The organism is Pseudomonas sp. P8_241 (assembly GCF_034008315.1).
In the GTDB taxonomy this organism is placed as follows: domain Bacteria; phylum Pseudomonadota; class Gammaproteobacteria; order Pseudomonadales; family Pseudomonadaceae; genus Aquipseudomonas.
In genome coordinates this window covers 5,170,779-5,188,497 of record NZ_CP125377.1, presented here as the reverse complement: position 1 = coordinate 5,188,497, position 17,719 = coordinate 5,170,779, and the positions used below count along the sequence as shown (strand labels likewise).

The 17,719-nt window shown below is 57.2% G+C and carries 14 protein-coding genes; 7 read left to right on the top strand and 7 right to left on the bottom strand.

Translation table 11 applies throughout. From position 1 onward, the window contains the following. Positions 1-40: 40 nt before the first annotated feature. The gene (locus QMK58_RS23175) at positions 41-1,168 is read right to left on the bottom strand and encodes a branched-chain amino acid ABC transporter substrate-binding protein (protein WP_053155572.1); all 1,128 of its coding nucleotides are present in this window, start codon (positions 1,166-1,168) and stop codon (positions 41-43) included. A 350-nt stretch (positions 1,169-1,518) separates the two neighbouring features. Between QMK58_RS23175 and QMK58_RS23170 the strand changes: the two genes are divergently transcribed. Then, positions 1,519-1,824 (top strand): DUF2288 domain-containing protein, encoded by a 306-nt coding sequence (locus QMK58_RS23170; protein ID WP_320395499.1) that lies wholly within the window; start codon positions 1,519-1,521, stop codon positions 1,822-1,824. A gap of 254 nt (positions 1,825-2,078) precedes the next feature. Here QMK58_RS23170 and QMK58_RS23165 read toward each other — a convergent pair whose 3' ends face one another. Beyond that, a complete protein-coding gene (locus QMK58_RS23165; protein ID WP_320395498.1) occupies positions 2,079-4,274 on the bottom strand; it encodes a hypothetical protein in 2,196 nt (731 codons plus the stop codon). Between the two features lie 193 nt (positions 4,275-4,467). On the opposite strand from QMK58_RS23165, the gene QMK58_RS23160 reads away from it, so the two are divergent. Then, entirely contained in the window at positions 4,468-5,364 is an 897-nt protein-coding gene (locus QMK58_RS23160) for an NAD(P)-dependent oxidoreductase (RefSeq protein ID WP_320395497.1), read from the top strand. Here the strand turns inward: QMK58_RS23160 and QMK58_RS23155 are convergent. Both QMK58_RS23155 and QMK58_RS23150 read right to left on the bottom strand, forming a co-directional pair. Beyond that, entirely contained in the window at positions 5,321-7,537 is a 2,217-nt protein-coding gene (locus tag QMK58_RS23155) for a putative bifunctional diguanylate cyclase/phosphodiesterase (RefSeq protein ID WP_320395496.1), read from the bottom strand. The two genes, QMK58_RS23160 and QMK58_RS23155, sit on opposite strands and share 44 nt — an antisense overlap. A gap of 147 nt (positions 7,538-7,684) precedes the next feature. After that, on the bottom strand, positions 7,685-8,050 hold the full coding sequence (locus QMK58_RS23150; RefSeq protein ID WP_053155581.1) for a YkgJ family cysteine cluster protein: 366 nt from the start codon (positions 8,048-8,050) through the stop codon (positions 7,685-7,687). Between the two features lie 304 nt (positions 8,051-8,354). Between QMK58_RS23150 and QMK58_RS23145 the strand changes: the two genes are divergently transcribed. Beyond that, positions 8,355-9,704, top strand: a complete 1,350-nt coding sequence (locus QMK58_RS23145) for a spinster family MFS transporter (RefSeq protein WP_053155583.1) — start codon at positions 8,355-8,357, stop codon at positions 9,702-9,704. A 136-nt stretch (positions 9,705-9,840) separates the two neighbouring features. Beyond that, positions 9,841-11,063, top strand: a protein-coding gene (locus tag QMK58_RS23140; RefSeq protein WP_320395495.1) for an IS3 family transposase whose coding sequence is annotated in 2 segments (ribosomal slippage) — positions 9,841-10,192 and positions 10,192-11,063 — 1,224 coding nt in all. Because the reading frame shifts where the segments join, the coding sequence is not laid out codon by codon here. Between the two features lie 55 nt (positions 11,064-11,118). Here the strand turns inward: QMK58_RS23140 and rapA are convergent. Next, a complete protein-coding gene (rapA, locus tag QMK58_RS23135; RefSeq protein ID WP_053155585.1) occupies positions 11,119-13,965 on the bottom strand; it encodes an RNA polymerase-associated protein RapA in 2,847 nt (948 codons plus the stop codon). A 218-nt stretch (positions 13,966-14,183) separates the two neighbouring features. Between rapA and QMK58_RS23130 the strand changes: the two genes are divergently transcribed. The 3 genes from QMK58_RS23130 to ccoM all read left to right on the top strand — a co-directional run bounded on the left by QMK58_RS23130 (position 14,184) and on the right by ccoM (position 15,045). Beyond that, positions 14,184-14,525 (top strand): hypothetical protein, encoded by a 342-nt coding sequence (locus tag QMK58_RS23130; protein WP_053155588.1) that lies wholly within the window; start codon positions 14,184-14,186, stop codon positions 14,523-14,525. Continuing rightward, the gene (locus QMK58_RS23125; protein WP_156322304.1) at positions 14,522-14,788 is read left to right on the top strand and encodes a hypothetical protein; all 267 of its coding nucleotides are present in this window, start codon (positions 14,522-14,524) and stop codon (positions 14,786-14,788) included. The genes QMK58_RS23130 and QMK58_RS23125 overlap by 4 nt, the downstream gene beginning before the upstream one ends. A 146-nt stretch (positions 14,789-14,934) precedes the next feature. Then, complete coding sequence (gene ccoM / locus QMK58_RS23120; RefSeq protein WP_007976669.1) at positions 14,935-15,045, top strand: cytochrome c oxidase subunit CcoM; 111 nt, start codon at positions 14,935-14,937, stop codon at positions 15,043-15,045. 274 nt (positions 15,046-15,319) lie between these two features. On the opposite strand, the gene QMK58_RS23115 is transcribed toward ccoM, so the two are convergent. Together QMK58_RS23115 and QMK58_RS23110 are read right to left on the bottom strand one after the other, a co-directional pair. Next, positions 15,320-16,795: an inorganic phosphate transporter gene (locus QMK58_RS23115; protein WP_053155590.1), complete on the bottom strand. Its 1,476-nt coding sequence runs from the start codon at positions 16,793-16,795 to the stop codon at positions 15,320-15,322. 375 nt (positions 16,796-17,170) lie between these two features. Then, positions 17,171-17,371: a hypothetical protein gene (locus QMK58_RS23110; protein WP_053155592.1), complete on the bottom strand. Its 201-nt coding sequence runs from the start codon at positions 17,369-17,371 to the stop codon at positions 17,171-17,173. Between the last annotated feature and the right edge of the window lie 348 nt (positions 17,372-17,719).

Below are 17,719 nucleotides of genomic sequence, written 5' to 3'. Positions count from 1 at the left end.
GCACGCCGTGGGCTTTGTTGGCAGTCAGTCAGGCAACGCCTTACTGGGGCTTGGCTTCAGTTTTTGGTTTGCCGAAGTGCCACTCGTAAACCACGAATTTGAAGTCTTTGAGGTCACCTTTCTCGTCGAAGCTCAGGTCGCCGGTAGGGGTCTTGAAGGTGCCGGCGTGGATGGCTTCGGCCACTTTGGCAGCGTCTTCGGACTTGGCAGCCTTGATGCCGTCGGCGATCACGGTCACAGCCGAGTAGGCCGGGAACACGAACGGACCGCTCGGATCTTCTTTCTTGGCTTTGAACGCATCAGCCAGGGCAACGTTGGCCGGATCCTGGTCGAAGGATTTCGGCAGGGTCACCAGCAGGCCTTCGGAAGCGTCCTTGGCGATCTGCGAAATGGAGTCGTTACCCACGCCTTCCGGACCCATGAACTTGGCTTTCAGGCCTTTTTCCTGGGATTGACGCAGGATCAGGCCCAGCTCCGGGTGGTAGCCGCCGTAGTAGACGAAGTCGACGTTGGCTTGCTTGAGCTTGGAGATCATCGAGGAGAAGTCCTTGTCGCCGGCGTTGACGCCTTCGAACACGGCAACCTTCACGCCTTTGCCTTCCAGGGTTTTCTTCACTGCGGTGGCGATGCCTTCACCGTATTGCTGTTTGTCGTGCAGAACAGCAACGATTTTAGGCTTTACGAAATCGGCAATGTAGTTACCGGCCGCAGGGCCCTGGGCGCTGTCCAGGCCGATGGTGCGGAACACCATTTTGTAACCACGGGCGGTGATGTCCGGGCTGGTGGCTGCCGGAGTGATCATGATCACGCCTTCGTCTTCGTAGATGTCCGAAGCCGGTTGAGTGGAGCTGGAGCACAGGTGACCGACCACGAACTTGACGCCGTCGTTGACGACTTTGTTCGCGACCGCCACAGCTTGTTTCGGATCACAGGCGTCATCGTATTCAACGGCTTCGAGTTTCTTGCCGTCAACGCCGCCTTTGGCGTTGATTTGCTCGATGGCCATTTTAGCGCCACTGAATTGCATGTCGCCGTATTGGGCTACAGGGCCGGTTTTAGGGCCGGCGATGCCGATCTTGATGGTGTCAGCTGCGAACGAATGGCTGGCAACCCCGGCCAGAACCATAGCGGCAAACAGTTTGGAAATCTGCTTAGTAGCCTTAGTCATAGTGCTCCACTCTTACTGTTGTAGTTTTTATAGTCCTGGCGCCGTGGGGCGGCAGAACCGGGTCAGATATCGAAGACATCCCCGGAAAAGCCCCTCGGCAACTGTACCGGTACAGTGTAGAGCGCCGATTGTCAGCCTGGGAAGCTGGCGCCGGGGGGCAAAATCTGCGGGTGTCGCTATTTTGAAAGAAAAAGTCAGAATTACGGCGGGGTTTTGACGGGCATATAACCTGATTCCGTGCATTCCCTGGCATTCCTGCTCTTTTCATTCAGTGACGTAAATTGCTTCAGGGTTTTTCTGCCAGACCACCGACGTTATCATTGCGCCGATTTCTTTTCCGGACCAAACCCATGACTGAAGAACCTAGCACCCTCTATGCCAAGCTGCTTGGTGAAACCGCATCTATTACCTGGAAGGAATTAGAGCCGTTCTTCGCCAAGGGTGCCCTATTGTGGGTCGACCCCAGCCTGGATTTGATCGCTGCGGCTGAGGCTGTAGCGAGTGATGAAGGCGAGAAAGTGGCTGCCTGGCTGGCCGCTGACAAGGTCGCCAAGCTGTCTGAAACAGGGGCGCTGGATCTTTTCGAGCGTGACCCGCAGCTGTGGGCGGTTGTGGTTTCGCCGTGGATTCTGATCCAGGAAAGGGCGACGGCCTGAAGCGTTGCACCTTATCGGTGCGACGTTTCGCCAGCCGAAAGTGTGTAGCCGAGTAGCGTGATGGCACGTTGCCGTGGAGAAAGGCCACAGCCTCACGGTGACGTAAACGTAACGGGAACAGTTGAGAGAGCAGCCTGAGGGCTGCTTAATTGTTTCCGGGTGTGGATAAAAGAAAAAGATCGCAGCCTGCGGCAGCTCCTACAGAGCCAGCTGTACACCCGTTGGAGCTGCCGCAGGCTGCGATCTTTTCAGGTCTAAGCCGTCTTGCCCGTATGGTTATTCAGCGAAATAACCTTGGTCTTGCCAATGCGATGACGGTAGATCTCGCGCAGGTACTTGATCGATTTCTTCACGCAATCCCGAGAAAGACGTATGTCGTTGATCGAGACAAACTTGTCCTTGTCGTTGATCAGCTCGCGGTACTTCTTCTCGTACATCGGCTTGATCGCGTACCAGTTGGTATCGAGGATCTTTGCCGGGTTCTCGAATTCGTTGAGCAAGTCATCGATACGGTCTTCGTCGAACTCTTCCTGGACGATGAAATCCAGGATCGAGTTGTCCAGGGTTTCGTCAAATCGGTACGGTGCCTTGGCGAAGCAACGCTTGATGAACGCCACGATCAGCGTCAGGAAGTCGTCCGACAGGCACGGGCTCTTGGCGATCAACGTGGTCAGCGACAGGTTGGCCGAGGCGCCGATCACCAGCGCGTAACGCTTGAGCGTGGTGTTGGGGAACAGACTGTTGAGGTGGGTCTTCAACCGGTTCAGGTCCATGTAGGACAGCTTGTAGTCTTTGGGCAGCGAAACAATCGACACCACCGACGAGCAATTCTTGAAGAAGTGCAGGTCGTGCAGGGCTGCGGCGTCGTAACCCGAATTCTTGTACTGCTCCAGCGACGCACGATAGCGCTTTGACTCGATCGGCAGCAGACTGATGCCTTCGATCGCCTGGGTGACCTTGTTGAAGTGCGGCAGGTCGATCGAACGGAAGAACAGGTCGTCGATGTTCAAGCGCTGTGGCTCTTTCTCGAACACCTTGAACTTGTCGTTGCTCGGTTGTGGGGTTTCCGGAACAACGGATTCGGCATAGGCAATCGCCACCGGCCCGGCCAGGCTCATGAACAGGTCGTTGGCGTCCAGGCGGATGGTTTCACCAATGTCGATGCCGGCGCGACGGAAATAGTTCTGGTCATAGTCAGTCGTGACCGCCTGCGCGGTCAGAATGTTGAAAATCTGCTGCGAAATGTATTGGTTGGCGTGCTTTTCCATCGCATTGACATCAATGTTCTGGATGTTGCCGTCATCGTTCTCTTCGGCGTAACGCATGATGTCGTTAGAGATGAGCATCATCGCGTTCCATGGGCGGATGCGGCCCATGACGCTGGCTTCGCTGCTGTCTTCATTGGCGAAATTGTAGGAAAAGTCCCACTCTTCCGACAGGTATTTGCACAGCAAGCGCCCGGCGTTGATATGTAGCGCTTCGGACATTTCACTGCGGTGATCGGAAATGTTCGGCAGCACGCAGATGCCGCTGGTGAAGATCGGCTCGAACACGAACGAGTGGCCGCTCTTGCCGTCATGCTCGTCCATCGGCTTGGTGTCGAACGTCTTGTTCATGTACGAGTGCTGCTGGGCCAGACCAAATTCAGAGGCCATGCCCGAGCCCGTACCGCCACCGGCGCTGAAGATCGAGAAATACAGGCGCGACTGGTTGGCCTTGATGCCGCAGCTGTCGATCAGGTACGAGTGAATCATCTTCCAGTCAGGGCTGGAAAAACGCTGGGTGTCCTTGTTCAGAATGATCTTGGCCAGGTACTGACCGAGGATCGGCGCGTTACCGGCGCCACCGGCGTGGACTTCCGACAAGTCCATGATTTTCATTTTGCTGTAGTCGCGCAGGAAGCCGCTTTTTTCGCCCTTGCGCGAGAAGCGGATACGCCCGGCGATGTCCTTGTCCAGGTCGCCGAGCATCACCAGCGGCTCGACCAGGAACACTGGCTTGGTGGCCTTGTTCGGGCCCAGGCGCAGGTTGTTGCGAATCCATTGGGCAGGGCTGTAGCCCTTTTCGGCATAACGCTTGTCTGGCGACAGGCGATCGTCATTGTTGAATTCGTTGAGGTAGAACTTGCGCGCGTTGTACACCAGCTCCGCGACATCCAGCGCGATGTTCGAGCCACATCGGCCCAGACCGATCAGGCACACTGACGGGAATTCCTGGTGGCTATGCTGTTCGCTGTCGCCTTCCAGGTGCGCAGGGCGCGGGAACACCATGTCGCGCAGGCCGTCGAGGTTGTCGAGAATACGGTCGGTGTTGGTTTCGGTGAAATACAGGTACTGCTGGGTCGACAACGGACGAGAAGGGAGCGAAGGCTTCGGTGATGACGGGCTGTTGGCCGCAGGGGTCAAGGTCAGATCGGATAGCGCAGGGGCCGGGTTATTTTTAGAAGTCATTGTTCGCCATCTACCTGGGCTGGTGGGTAGGCCGACTCACTGTCGTCAAACCTTCACGGAATTGAATCGCGTCTTTTGTCAGCGCGTATTGAGCCCAAGCCTGGGCTTGAGACTGAGTTGTGCTCGGGGAATCCTTTCCCAAGTCATGATGAATCGGCCAATATTCGGCGTTCTTTAATCAAAAGGAGGCCAAATGATGTCAATACTACCTTCGCTGGGATTTGCCGGTATCGGGCTGATGGGGTTGCCGATGTGCCAGCGTTTGTTGGCGGCTGGTTATCCTCTGACCGTGTGGAACCGCAATCCGGCCAAGTGCGCGCCTCTGGTGGCGGCTGGGGCGCGACAGGTCGCCACAGCGGCCGAATTGTGTCAGCACGCGGACGTGGTAATGCTCTGCCTGGCAGACACGGCGGTGGTGCGTGAGGTGGTCTTTGGTCCGGCGGGTGTTGTTGAAGGGGCGAAGAACGGTCAGTTATTGGTGGATTTTTCCAGCCTCGAGCCCAGTGCCACGCGGGAAATGGCCAACGAGCTGATGGAAGAAACCGGCATGGCCTGGCTGGACTCCCCGGTGTCCGGTGGTGTGGTCGGCGCTGAAGCGGGGACATTGGCGATCATGGTGGGCGGGGAGATTCGGAATCTTGAACGGGTCCGCTCCGTATTGTTGAGCCTGGGACAGCGCGTAACACACATGGGTGGCGTTGGAGCGGGGCAGGTGACCAAAGCGTGCAATCAGATGATTGTCGCCTGCAATGCGTTGGTGATTGCCGAAGTGGTGGCGCTGGCGGAAAGTTCCGGGGTGGATGCCAGCCTGATCGCCGCCGCACTGGCGGGCGGTTTTGCTGATTCCAGGCCGCTGCAGATCCTGGCTCCACAAATGGCCGAAAGTCGTTTCGAACCGGTCAAGTGGCATGTTCGGACCCTGCTCAAGGATCTCGACACAGCGGTGAAATTTTCTCGTGAACAGGGTTCGGCTACACCGATCACCGGCTTGGCGGCGCAGTTGATGCGTTTGCATGGGGGGCAGGGATTTCTTGAGAAAGACCCGTCTACATTAGTGCAGATGTTCCGTGCACCAGACTCAACGTCGTAGCGCTGTAGGAGTGCTTGCGCTGATTGATTTCATTGAGCACCGGATGCAGGTCGGCCAGCGGTACGGGCCGACTGAACAGGTAACCTTGAACGAAGTCGCAGCCGTGGTCCTCGAGGAACTGGTATTGCTCGAAGGTTTCAACGCCTTCGGTGACCACCTGCAAGTGCAGGGTGTGGGCCATGACGATAATGGCCTGGACGATCTCCATGTCCGCGGTGGCCTTGGGAATGTCCTGAATGAATGAGCGATCTATTTTCAGCGTATTGAGCGGTAGGCGCTTGAGGTAGGCGAGGGATGAATAGCCGGTGCCAAAGTCATCAATCGACAGCGACACACCGAGGGCGCGTATCTTTCGCAACAATACCAGGGTGTTGGCGATGTTGCCCATCAATGCGTTTTCGGTGACTTCCAGTTCAAGTCGATGGGGAGCGACCCCGTAAGTCCGCAGAGCGTGTTCGATTTCATCGGCCAGATCTTCGCGCGCCAGGTTCAGGGGCGAGCAATTGACGGCAATCTTGAGTTCTTCACAGTCTTGGCGCGAAAGCTCCCCCAGATCCTCGCAGGCTTTGCGCAGCACCCAATTGTCCAGTTCGGCAATCAGGCCATTGGCCTCCGCGATAGCGATAAAACGGTCGGGAACGAGAAAGCCGTGGACCGGGTGTTGCCAGCGGATCAACGCTTCAAGTTTGCTGACTTGACCGGTTTTCAGGTCATAGATCGGTTGGTAATACAGCATCAGCCCGGTGTCCTCGCGCAGGGCGAAGCGTAGTTCTTCTTCGAGTTGCAGCTCCAGTGTGGCCCGGGCTTTCAGGTTGGCGCTGAAGAAGTTCAGGCCATTTCGTCCACCGCCCTTGGACTGGTAGAGCGCCAGGTCGGCGTTTTTCAGCAGCTCCTCGCAGGTCTTGCCATCTTCCGGGAACAGGCTGATGCCGATGCTGGTGGTCATGACCATGCGCCGTCCGGCCAATTCGATGGGGTCTTTCATTTTCAACATGATGCGCTGGGCCATCTGCCGCGCCTCTTCACGATCATGCAGGTCGATGAGCAGGCAGAACTCGTCGCCGCCGAAGCGCGCCACGACATCTGCATGACTGCGTATCGAACTCTTGATATGGCCGGCCAGCACTTTGAGCAGCTCGTCACCGGCGTCATGGCCGAGGCTGTCATTGATCCGCTTGAAATGATCAATGTCCAGGAACAGGACCGCCAGCATCCCGCCCTCGTTGGTCTTCTCGATGAGTTTTTCGGCGAAGATCTGATTAAAACCACGGCGGTTGAGCAGGTTGGTCAAGGCGTCGTAGTGCGCCACCTGCTGTAGCGACATGCGCGCCTGGTCCAATTGGCTAAGCAAGGAGTTGACCCGCTGCAGGTCGTGGTCCTTGTGCTGGAGTTTCTTGTCCGCGAGCGCTGCGCTGATGCTGCTGCCGATGATCAGCAGAGTCACGACGGCGATCGTCAGCGCCAGTTGTACATGATTGTGTTCACTCGCCTGCGTCAGGAGGCTACCGACGGGTTGCACCAGATTGAAGGCGGCCATGGCCGTAAAATGCATGCTCAGAATGCCCGCGCCGAGCAGCAGACTGGCGCAATACTTGAGAAGCTGGTGCATCACTCCCGCGCCATTGCGCAGGTGCCTGGCCAATAGCAGTGTTGCCAGGGCAGCGGCAATGGCGATGAGGATGGAAAGCGCGAACAAGCCGGGTTGGTAATAAGCCGTGGCATTCGAATGCATGGCCGTCATGCCCACATAATGCATCGCGGCGATGCCCAGTCCGATGCCGATCGACGACGTGCAGCAATGCCGCAATTTCAATTGCGCAAGGCTCAACGTTTGCATGGCCAACCATGACGCGATCAATGCGATTGACAGGGATAGCAGTGTGACTGGCAGCTGGTAACGAATTTCGATGGGCACGCGAAACGCGAGCATCCCGATGAAATGCATGGCCCAAATACCGCCCGCCAGGCACCCGGTACCCACCCAACGCCAGCGCGTCTGAGAAGTGGCCTGTTCCGCATGGTTTACCCGCTCGGCCATGTCCAGCGTGGCAAAGCATCCGACGCAGGCGACCAGGTAAGCCAGCAGCACCAGAAAAGGGTCATGCACACAATCAAGTATGACCTGCCCGTTCTCTGGCAGCGCGGAAATGAACTGCAGCCCCGGCCACTCCATTAACCTGCCCCATCATTGTCATCCTTGCCGACGCAATGAGCGCCGGCGAATTCATGGAGTATAGAGGTCATGGATGGACAGCAAGCGATAGTGGCACTTTGGCGCAAATGATTTTGGCATTAACCCAATAGCAATTAGTGCTAACGGTCAGGCTATTTTCCTCTCGGCCATATCGAACTCTGGTTGCAGGGCCGGTAGACCGAACGCAGCTCGGGCGGCATCGCAATCCGGGTTCGCCTCGCCGTCTACCCAAGAGGCTTCGAATTCCCGGCAGGTGCTCGAGCGTTTGTCATAGATCGAGCATTGCACCTCACTGCCTACATCACCCACCAGGCTGATGCAGCGCACCGGTTTGCACCCGGTGCCAAGCATCGCTACCCGGCTTGGACTGATTTGATCGACAAGCTCATCGGGCACAGTTCCCCCGGCCGAGGTGCATTCACCCCAGAAAAATGACACGCGAAAATGAGAACAGCAGGCACCGCAATTCAGACACGGACTGGCTTCGGACATGGGCGATTATCTAAGGAGGAATGGGGACGCAGGGGGATAAAGCAAGGTCGCTATTCTAGGCTTCGCCAGCGGGTTGGGAAGGGGGGGCGGCAGGTATTTTTCAACGGCAGGTGTCAGGCCGGAAATTGCAGGTTTTGCCCCGAAAACATTGAGCCTTATCGAGCCGCGGACCAGAGCGTTTTGCGAAAGATTGCGATGGTCTGATATCAGCCTTACGAATAATTACAGACAGCTCTGGCAGGCCTGTCTAGATTGCAAATTCCGGGGACAGTGACGACCCCATAACAATAAATGAGACGGACCCATGCAGAAATCGACCCAAGCGGCGAATGCCTGGCGCATTCTGTTCCTGTTGTTCCTGGCCAATCTGTTCAATTTTTTCGACCGTACCATTCCCGCCATTATCATCGAACCGATCCGCATGGAATGGCATCTTAGCGACTTCCAGCTGGGTATCATCGGTACTGCATTCACCCTCGTCTACGCGATCGCCGGTCTGCCACTTGGGCGTATGGCCGATACAGGTTCGCGCAGCAAACTCATGGGTTGGGGCCTGGCGGTATGGAGTGGCCTGACAGCGGTCAACGGCATGGTCGGCAGTTTCTGGAGTTTCCTGATCGTGCGCATGGGTATCGGTATCGGTGAGGCCAGTTACGCACCCGCCGCCAATTCGTTGATCGGCGACCTGTTCCCCGCTCACCGTCGGGCACGGGCCATGGGCATTTTCATGCTCGGCTTACCGTTGGGGCTATTGCTGGCGTTCTTCACCATTGGCGCGATGGTCAAGGCTTTCGACAGTTGGCGCGCGCCGTTCTTTATCGCGGCGGTGCCGGGGCTGATCCTCGCGGTTTTCATGTTCTTCATCAAGGAGCCCACGCGCGGTGCCGCGGAGAGTGTGCAGGTTTCCCAGGAACGTGTAGACCGGCCGATCCGCCGAGTGCTGGCCGTACCGACATTTTTGTGGCTGGTCTTGGCTGGCCTGTGTTTCAACTTCGCCACCTACGCCTGTAACTCGTTTCTGGTGCCGATGCTGCAGCGTTATTTCCTGATGCCATTACAGGAGGCTGCGGTGGCCACCGGGGTGATTGTGGGTGTCACCGGGTTGGTCGGTTTGACGCTTGGCGGCTGGATTGCGGACAAGATTCACCAGCGAGTCGCTAATGGTCGCCTGCTGTTTGCCGCATTCAGTCTGATTGTTTCTACCGTCTGCACCGCTTGGGCGCTGCATGCCGGCCGCATCGAGATCGGTGTGTTTGTGGCAGTGTTCAGCCTGGGCTGGTTGTTTGCTTACAACTTCTACACTTGCGTCTACACGGCGATCCAGGACGTGGTCGAACCGCGTCTGCGGGCCACGGCGATGGCGCTGTTTTTTGCCGGGTTGTACTTGCTGGGTGGTGGCCTGGGGCCGGTGGTGGTGGGCGGATTGTCCGATCACTTTGCCCACACGGCGATGTTGACGGCCGGTGCCGAACAAATGACCGAAGCTTTCAAAGCGGTCGGCCTGCATGACGCGATGTACCTGATCCCGGTGGCGCTGTTTTTCACCGTGGTGTTTCTGGTACTGGCTTCGCGGTGTTTTGTGCGCGATGCCAAGCGGATGAAGGAGGGGTTGGTTGGGGTGGTTGAGCCAGAGGTTGCACCGGCGACTGCATGATTGCTAGCGATGAGGCCATCGGCATCACCACAAAAGTCAGATGGAAAAAGGCCCGCATCGCTGCGGGCCTTTTTGTTTACAAGTGTCCCGTCCTGAATAAGGTTTACACCTTCTGACCTATTTTCAGGAGGGAGCAATGGATTCGGGGAAAAGGCGCAGTCAGCGCGATTACACGCTGGCTTTTAAATTGTCGGTGGTCGATCAGGTCGAAAAGGGCGAGTTGAGTTATAAAGAGGCTCAACGGCGCTATGGCATCCAGGGTCGGTCAACGGTGTTGGTGTGGTTACGCAAGCATGGTCGGCAGGATTGGAGCCAAGGCGCGTCTATTCGAGTGCTGAGGAAGAGTTCCATGGCCGAGTCCACGGTACCGCTGTCACCCGAGCAGCGGATCAAAGAGCTTGAAGAACAGCTTGAACTGAGCAATCAAAAGGCTCAGTTTTTCGAGGCTGTCGTAAACGTCTTGAAGAACGACTACGGTGTATCCATCGTAAAAAAGCGACCCGGCAAGTCCTCGCGCAAGGGCAAGTCAAAGACCTGAGTATCAGCAGGGCTTGCCTGTTCATGGGCATTTCACGTCAGGCTTACTACAAGCGCAACCGAGCGTTTGATGCGAAGGCTAGCGACGATCAAAAGGTCGTGGATTTCGTCTTGGAAAAGCGGCGGCGTCAGCCAAGGCTGGGAACACGCAAGCTGCATTATATGCTGCATGCCGAAGCAGAAACGAGTCTGCGGGTGGGGCGCGATCGCCTGTTCAGCATCCTGCGAGAAGCGCGAGAATTGGTCCCTCGCAAGCGGGCATACCACAAGACCACCCACAGCCATCATCGATTTCGCCGCCATCCAAACCTACTCAAGGCAGGCCCGCAGCAAATCATTGCCTGTGCTCCTGAGCAAGTTTGGGTTGCGGATATAACCTATCTGCCTACCCAGGAGAGCGTTGCTTATCTGAGCCTGATCACCGACGCCTACTCGCGTAAAATAGTGGGACATCATGTGCATGAGAGCTTGCATACAGAGTCGGTGCTCAAAGCGCTGAAGAAGGCTGTAGGAGGAAGGAAAACCAAGCAGCCGCTGGTTCATCACTCAGACCGTGGGGCGCAGTATTGCTCCGACCTTTATCAGCGTTTTCACACCAAGCACGGGGTCATTTGTTCGATGACCGATGGCTATGACTGCTATCAGAACGCGATGGCGGAGCGAATAAACGGGATTTTGAAGACGGAGTTTTTGCTGCATCGCCCCAAGAACCTGGCCGACGCGGTGAGAATGGTTGATGAATCGGTGCTGATCTACAACGCGGAGCGGCCACATCTGGCCTTGAAATACAAAACGCCCGATGCGGTGCATCGGGCGTTTTGAGACTGAAACAGGTGTAAACCTATTTCAGGACTAGACAAAGAGTGGCGCAGGGGACTTAACCCGCTACCAACACCCGGATCGCTTCCAGTCGCAGCGCCGCCTTGTCGAGCATGGCCAGGCCTTGCTCGCGTTGTTTGCGCAAGGCAACCAGTTCGCTGTCACGCACGGTCGGGTTGACCGCTTGCAACGCGGTCAGGCGCGCCAGTTCTTCGTCGGTATCGGCTGCCAGGCGACGTTGCGCCTCGGCAACACGTTCGGCGTGGCGCGGGAAGATTTTCGCTTCGCCGGCGTTGATCCGTGGCGTCAGTTGATCGCGCTGGGCCTGGATGAACTTGTTGGCGCTGGCACGCGGCACGCTTTCCAGCTGATCGTTCAAAGTCTCGAACGATACGCGGGCCGACAAGTCGTTGCCGTTGGTGTCGAGCAGGCAGCGCAGGGCGGCCGGTGGCAGGTAACGGCCCAGTTGCAGCGAACGCGGGGCAACCACTTCGCTGACATACAGCAGTTCCAGCAACACGGTGCCAGGTTTCAGCGCCTTGTTCTTGATCAGTGCCACGGCGGTGTTGCCCATGGAGCCGGATAGCACCAGATCCATGCCGCCTTGAACCATCGGGTGTTCCCAGGTGATGAACTGCATGTCCTCGCGGGACAGCGCCTGGTTGCGGTCGTAGGTAATGGTCACGCCTTCGTCGTCGCCCAGCGGGAAGCTGGCGTCGAGCATTTTTTCGCTTGGCTTGAGGATCAGCGCGTTTTCCGAATGGTCTTCGCTGTCGATACCGAACGCATCGAACAGGGTTTCCATGTAAATCGGCAGGGCGAACTGATCGTCTTGCTCGAAGATGTCTTCAACCAGTGCATCACCTTCGCCAGCGCCACCGGAGTTGAGCTCCAGCAAACGGTCGCGACCGGTGTGCAGTTCTGCCTCCAGACGCTCACGCTCGGTGCGGGCTTCGTCGATCAGCGCTTGCCACTCTCCGTCGTCCGCTTCTTCGAGCAACGGCAGCAGGCGCGGGCCGAACTGATGTTGCAAGGCGTTGCCGGTTGGGCAGGTGTTGAGGAACGCGTTCAGTGCTTCGTGATACCACTGGAACAGGCGCTCTTGCGGGCTGGTTTCCAGGTACGGCACGTGCAATTCGATGATGTGCTTCTGGCCGATCCGGTCCAGGCGACCGATACGTTGCTCCAGCAGATCCGGGTGGGATGGCAGGTCGAACAGCACCAGGTGATGGGAGAACTGGAAGTTGCGGCCTTCGCTGCCAATTTCTGAGCAAATCAGCACTTGCGCGCCAAATTCTTCGTCAGCGAAGTAGGCGGCGGCGCGGTCACGTTCGAGGATGTTCATGCCTTCGTGGAACACCGTGGCCGGGATCCCGGAACGTACGCGCAGGGCGTCTTCCAGGTCCATGGCGGTTTCGGCATGGGCGCAGATCACCAGCACTTTGGTGCGCTTGAGCATTTTCAGCTGGTCGATCAGCCACTCGACGCGCGGGTCGAATTTCCACCAGCGCTCTTCTTCGTTGGCGTCCGGCTGGGCCTGGAAGCTGACTTCCGGGTACAGCTCGGCGTGATCACCCAATGGCAGTTCAAGGTATTCGTCGGGACACGGCAGCGGGTACGGGTGCAGCTTGCGCTCCGGAAAGCCTTGCACGGCGGCGCGGGTGTTACGGAACAGCACACGGCCGGTGCCGTGGCGATCGAGCAGTTCGCGCACCAGGCGGGCGCTGGCTTCGGTGTCGCCATCATTGACTGCGGTCAGCAGGGCTTCGCCTTCGTTGCCGAGGAAACCGTGGATGGTCTTGTGCGCTTCAGGGGACAAGCGACCTTTGTCGAGCAGTTCCTGAACGGCTTCGGCCACCGGGCGATAGTTTTCGCTCTCGGCGCGGAAGGCCTTCAGGTCGTGAAAACGGTTCGGGTCGAGCAGACGCAGACGAGCGAAGTGGCTGTCCTGGCCCAACTGTTCCGGGGTAGCGGTCAACAGCAGCACGCCAGGAATGGTTTCGGCGAGTTGCTCGACCAGCGAGTATTGAGGGCTGACCTGATCTTCATGCCAGACAAGATGGTGAGCCTCGTCAACCACCAGCAAGTCCCAGCCGGCCGCGAACAGGGCGTCCTGAGCTTTTTCGTCATCCACCAGCCATTCCAGAGCGACCAACGCAAGCTGGGTGTCTTCGAACGGGTTGGAGGCATCGCTTTCGATGAAGCGTTCTTCGTCGAACAGCGCGACCTGCAGGTTGAAACGACGGCGCATTTCCACCAGCCATTGGTGCTGGAGGTTCTCCGGTACCAGGATCAGCACGCGATTGGCGCGGCCAGAAAGCAGTTGGCGATGGATCACCAGACCGGCTTCGATGGTTTTGCCCAGGCCTACTTCGTCGGCCAGCAGCACCCTTGGTGCTATGCGGTCGGCGACTTCGCGGGCAATGTGCAGCTGGTGCGCGATCGGTTGTGCACGCACGCCACCCAGGCCCCACAGCGAGGACTGCAACTGGCGGCTGGTGTGTTCCAGAGTGTGATAGCGCAGGGAGAACCAGGCCAGCGGATCGATCTGACCGGCGAACAGTCGGTCGCTCGCCAAACGGAACTGGATGAAGTTCGACAACTGGGTTTCCGGAAGAGTGACTACTTCGTTCTGCGCGTTGAGGCCGTGGTAGACCAGCAAGCCATCGACGTCGTCGACTTCGCGAACGGTCAATTTCCAGCCTTCGAAGTGAGTGATGGAGTCACCCGGCGAAAACCGCACACGGGTGAGGGGCGCGTTCCTTAGCGCGTACTGGCGAGTGTCGCCAGTGGCCGGATAGAGCACGGTCAACAAGCGGCCGTCCTGTGCCAGAACGGTGCCTAAACCCAGCTCGGCTTCGCTGTCACTGATCCAGCGTTGCCCCGGTTGATACTGCTGCGCCATGCTGCCTGACTCCCACCTTGAAAAAGCGGGCTATCTTAACGGAATGAGGGCTTCAGGGCCAAAGGACTCTCAGAAAAACTCACAGTCTTACGTTAGCCCACTCACGCAGGGAGCGCAGTTCGGGGCACCAATGCGTGCCAATTGAGTCACAGTTTGCGACCGATGGCTCAAGTCGCCATCCGCGCAGCCGACAGCCTGCTGAAAGGAGACTGAAAATTATGCTGCCACCGATGCTCCCCTTGAGTGCCGTGCCGATCACTTCGCAACATGACCCGATCCGCCAGCGTCCGGATATTCCCCCTGTAGTGCCGGTACAGGAAAGCTCCGGGGACAGCACTATCAATCTGCAGAACCGCGATCCTGAGGAGTCTGCGTTGCTGCTGCGTGAGGAGCAGCGCCGTAAACAGGAGCAGGAGCGCCGCCGCCGTGAGGCCGATGAAGACCCTGATGCCTATCTGGCTGTTCCGGGGGACGAACTCAATAGCGACAATACCGTGCCGGTCGCGCCATTGATGGAAGACCAGCCACGCCAAGGGTTATGGGTCGATATCGAGATTTGAGTGCGCGACTGGTCAGCGCTGGCGTCAGGACGCATTATTGGCACCATCCTGCCCAAGATGCGGCATCTGAAACTTACATATCAAGCGATGCACTGAACGCCATGAACCAAGACGACAAACTGATTGACCTCAACGCTGAACGCGCCAAACGTGTTCACGACCTCAATGACAAACGGCTCAACGAAGTGCGCCAGGCGTTCGAGCAGGCTATGCCATTGGGAAAAGCCAAGAAAAAGCCGAAGAACAAACCTAAAAAACGCTGATCTTCCCCCCCGCATTGATTGATGCGGGTCAAACTTTCCCCTTCCTCTTGCCCTGCCGAGGGCAACATTGATCCCGGTCAATGTTCTCTCCTGCCCGTTTGGTTAACTTAGCCCCATCGCAACACGGCAAGTACAGGAGACGCGTCATGTTTTTCGACAACGTGGTGATCGCCGGAGTGCTGACTGTCAGCCTCATGTTTGTATTTTTTGCAGGGTTCGGACTTTTTATCTGGAAGGATTCGCACAAGCGGAAGTAAACCGTAGTTCTTTCTGGATGTAATGAGCACGCAAGGCATTTTGGGCAACTTCGGTTGCCCTTTTTTTTTTCTGAAAGAATTTGCTGTCATTCACCGTCCCCTGTAGGAGCGGGCCTGCTCGCGATGCGTCGTAACATTCAACGGATTAGTTGGCTGTAACACCGCCATCGCGAGCAGGCTCGCTCCTACACGGGGGGTGTAGTGACAGGGAAGTTAGCGACCATAAAAAAGGCGCGGTCCTTGCGGAACGCGCCTTTTTTCGTTGGGCTCTGTATCAGCTGCCCAGTGCCTTCGAGGCCAGCCAGAACAATCCGGCCGACAAGGCAATGGTGGCTGGCAGGGTCAGCACCCAGGCCAGCAGGATCGTTTTCACGGTGCCACCCTGCAGGCCGCTTTTGTTGGCGACCATGGTGCCGGCCACGCCTGAGGACAGGACGTGGGTGGTGGACACCGGCAGGCTGAAGATGTTGGCCATGCCGATCAGGCTGGCGGTGGTGATCTGCGCCGACATGCCCTGCGAATAGGTCATGCCTTGCTTGCCGATCTTCTCACCGATCGTCAGTACCACACGCTTCCAGCCAACCATCGTTCCCAGGCCCAAGGCCAGTGCCACTGCCAGAATCACCCAGAACGGAGCGTATTCGGTAGTGGTGGTCAGGTCCTTGCGCAATTTGTCCAGGTCAGCCTTCTCGCGGGCTCCCAGGCTTGGCAGTTTGCTGACTTTCTTCGCGGTGTCATCCAGGCAAAGCAGATAGCGACGCACTTCGATGCGGCTTTCCGACGACAGCGAATGGTAGTCGGCTACACCCTTGAGCGTGCCCAGCAGTGCGGTAATTGTCGGTTCGGTCTGTTGCGGGTTGCAACGGAATTTCTCCGGCAGGTCGCCTTCAACACTCTTGCCAAGGGCCAGGAACTCACCCAGGGTTTCGGAATTGCGCTGGTAGAACTGGTTGAGGTGCAAGGTAGCGTCGCGGGTCCGCTCGATCTGATAGGTGGTGCTGTTAAGGTCGAGTACGAATTGCGCTGGCACGATGCCGATCAGCACCAGCATGATCAGACCGATGCCTTTCTGGCCATCGTTGGATCCGTGTACGAAGCTCACGGCCATGGCCGAGATCACCAGGACCAGGCGATTCCAGAACGGCGGATGTTTCTTGTCGTCGATCTTGCGGCGTTGTTCCGGTGTCTTGTGCATCTTTGACAGCGGACGCCACCATTTAAGACCGATCAGGATCAGTGCTGCGATCAGGAATCCGGCCATCGGCGAGAACACCAGCGAGGCAGCGATGTCGATCGCTTTCTGCCAGTTCACCCCGTCAGCCAACGGAATGTCATTGATCAGGGCATTGGCCAGACCGACACCGAGGATTGAACCAATCAGCGTGTGAGAGCTCGAAGCGGGGATGCCGAAGTACCAGGTGCCCAGGTTCCAGGTGATGGCAGCCGCGAGCAACGAGAACACCATGGCCAGGCCGTGACCGGTGTTCACGTTGATCAGCAGTTCTACCGGCAGCAGGTGGACGATGGCATACGCCACGCCGACCCCGCCCAGCAACACGCCGAGGAAGTTGAACACACCGGAAAAGAACACGGCCAGGTGTGGCGGCATGGCTTTGGTGTAGATAACGGTAGCCACCGCGTTAGCGGTGTCATGAAAGCCGTTGATGAACTCGAAGGCGAGGACAAAGGCCAGGGCGAGCAAGAGGCTCACAAGCACCCAAGCATCCAGTCCGCTGAATAAATCGATCATGAAGGTTTTCTGACCCGGTCGTAAGGGGGCGCGATTATGCCAGAAAAGTCTGACAATCAACGCATTCGCTGCTCATCGGTAACATTCTTCAACGATTTTTCTTCGAGAAGGGGCCCAATTCCCAGGCATCTGCTGTGACTTGCAAGTCATTGATATTACGTGCAAAGCCCCGTACTGCCGGCGTATTGCTCTCGACAGGGAAAGCCTGAAGAGCCTGTACGAAATATCTGATAAGAAGGTCAGATTTAGGTGTTTTTCCGTAGCGAGTGTCACAGATGGCCGCTGCCCGCTCGTAGCGGGCGCGAAAGGCAACATCAATACATCCCGCTTTTAACGGGGGTAGTGGCAGGCCCTTGAAGGATCAGGCCGAAGCACTCATGGCTCTTCGGCTTTGAGTTCCTTTTCAATTTTTTGAATTTCCTGCTGGAAAACCTGATCCTGAACCGTGGCGCGTTTACGCCAGGGTTTGCGTTCCGGTTCCGGCTGAGCGGCGTAGGTGGTGACTTCTCCGCCGTAAACTTCCTTGTAACGTTGTTCCTGGCGCTCAAGTTCCGCGCGCAGTTCGTCTTTCGTCACAGTAATACCTGTTTGAGTTGAGATTATTTCTGGTGAAACGCGCTGCATCAAATCGACTGATCGCGCTCGACGAATGGACAATACCTTTCAAAGGCATCGTTCTTACGACAAGTGATCAATGCTTCCATGTCGCAGGCGGCCACGGCACCAGAGTTAAACGGCTGACGTAGCATCAGTTTCCTTTTCCAGCGAACGCACTGGCGAAATCCATGTATGGAGGTCAGGCGCTTGCTGTGATCGGCAACGATAAAACACATCATTGCCAGGTTGCAGCGACGGCAAGTAAAAGGCGCGCTACTGAATTGTATTATAGCGGGCCATTTGAAGAACACTATCTCCAAACAGTTA